The organism is Microbacterium umsixpiens, assembly GCF_053543675.1.
This window is the reverse complement of the sequence record NZ_JBLVOH010000065.1, coordinates 1-1,698: the sequence shown is the minus strand read 5'-3', so window position 1 is coordinate 1,698 and position 1,698 is coordinate 1. Positions and strand designations below refer to the sequence as shown.

At 63.4% G+C, this 1,698-nt stretch carries 2 protein-coding genes; both read left to right on the top strand.

Annotated features, from left to right (window positions below; genetic code table 11):
- Positions 1-126 precede the first annotated feature (126 nt).
- Positions 127-1,317: an elongation factor Tu gene (gene tuf, locus ACNPM4_RS06405; protein ID WP_028502475.1), complete on the top strand. Its 1,191-nt coding sequence runs from the start codon at positions 127-129 to the stop codon at positions 1,315-1,317.
- Between the two features lie 146 nt (positions 1,318-1,463).
- Entirely contained in the window at positions 1,464-1,676 is a 213-nt protein-coding gene (locus ACNPM4_RS06400; protein ID WP_029260920.1) for a hypothetical protein, read from the top strand.
- Positions 1,677-1,698: the final 22 nt, after the last annotated feature.

Genomic DNA, 1,698 nt, shown 5'->3' with positions numbered 1-1,698 from the left:
CCGGGGGTTCCCAGGTCACCTACAACTTCACATTCCCTCTCTACTAAACTGAGAACCTAACCCGTAGAGAACCGGTCGCAAACCAGTGCCCGGTCACCTTTACAACGACGTCCTGAGGAGGACCCAGTGGCTAAGGCCAAGTTCGAGCGGACCAAGCCGCACGTCAACATCGGAACGATCGGTCACGTCGACCACGGCAAGACCACGCTCTCCGCAGCGATCTCGAAGGTGCTTGCTGACAAGTTCCCGTCCGACACCAACGTGCAGCGTGACTTCGCTTCCATCGACTCGGCGCCGGAAGAGCGCCAGCGTGGAATCACCATCAACATCTCGCACATCGAGTACGAGACCCCCAAGCGCCACTACGCTCACGTCGACGCTCCCGGCCACGCCGACTACGTCAAGAACATGATCACCGGTGCTGCTCAGATGGACGGCGCGATCCTCGTGGTCGCCGCCACCGACGGCCCGATGGCTCAGACGCGTGAGCACGTGCTGCTCGCCAAGCAGGTCGGCGTGCCGTACCTGCTGGTCGCGCTGAACAAGTCGGACATGGTCGACGACGAGGAGATCCTGGAGCTCGTCGAGCTCGAGGTCCGCGAGCTGCTCGCAGCCCAGGGCTTCGACGAGGACGCTCCTGTCGTCCGCGTCTCGGCTCTCAAGGCTCTCGAGGGCGACGAGAAGTGGACCCAGGCGATCCTGGACCTCATGCAGGCTGTCGACGACAGCGTTCCGGACCCGGAGCGTGACCGTGACAAGCCGTTCCTGATGCCCGTCGAGGACGTCTTCACGATCACCGGTCGTGGAACCGTCGTCACGGGTCGCGCCGAGCGTGGCACGCTGGCCATCAACTCCGAGGTCGAGATCGTCGGACTCCGTCCGACCGTCAAGACCACGGTCACGGGTATCGAGATGTTCCACAAGCAGCTCGACGAGGCCTGGGCCGGCGAGAACTGTGGTCTCCTGCTCCGTGGAACGAAGCGTGAGGACGTCGAGCGCGGTCAGGTCATCGTCAAGCCGGGTTCGGTCACGCCGCACACCGACTTCGAGGGCACCGCGTACATCCTGTCCAAGGACGAGGGTGGGCGTCACAACCCCTTCTACACGAACTACCGCCCGCAGTTCTACTTCCGCACCACCGACGTCACCGGCGTCATCTCGCTGCCCGAGGGCACCGAGATGGTCATGCCCGGCGACACCACCGACATGACGGTCGAGCTGATCCAGCCGATCGCCATGGAGGAGGGCCTCGGCTTCGCCATCCGTGAGGGTGGACGCACCGTGGGCGCCGGTACGGTCACGAAGATCGTCAAGTAAGCACCTGCTTCCTCGCAGAGGGGTCGGACCTTCGGGTCCGGCCCCTCTGTGCTTTGTATCGTGTCGGGAGTTTCCTCTCCGCGCCAAGACGTGCACAATGATCTCGTCGGCCTCTCCGTCGACGCACACCTGAGAAGGGGATTCACATGGGTATCGATGACGCGGTGAACAAGGGCAAGGACCTCTACGAGCAGAACAAGGACAAGATCGCCGAGGCCGTCAAGAGCGACCAGGCCGAGGACATCAGTGACAAGGTCCTCGATGGCGTCGCGGACTTCGCGAAGAAGATCGCCCCGGGTGCAGCAGACAAGATCGACGAGATCCGGGACAGCGCGGACAAGGCCGTCGGCAACGAGTAGCAGCCCCGCACTCTTCGAGCGG

Bases quoted from the DNA above. Each gene is read 5' to 3' on its own strand.
- ACNPM4_RS06400 (WP_029260920.1), top strand. From the start codon at position 1,464: ATGGGTATCGATGACGCGGTGAACAAGGGCAAGGACCTCTACGAGCAG.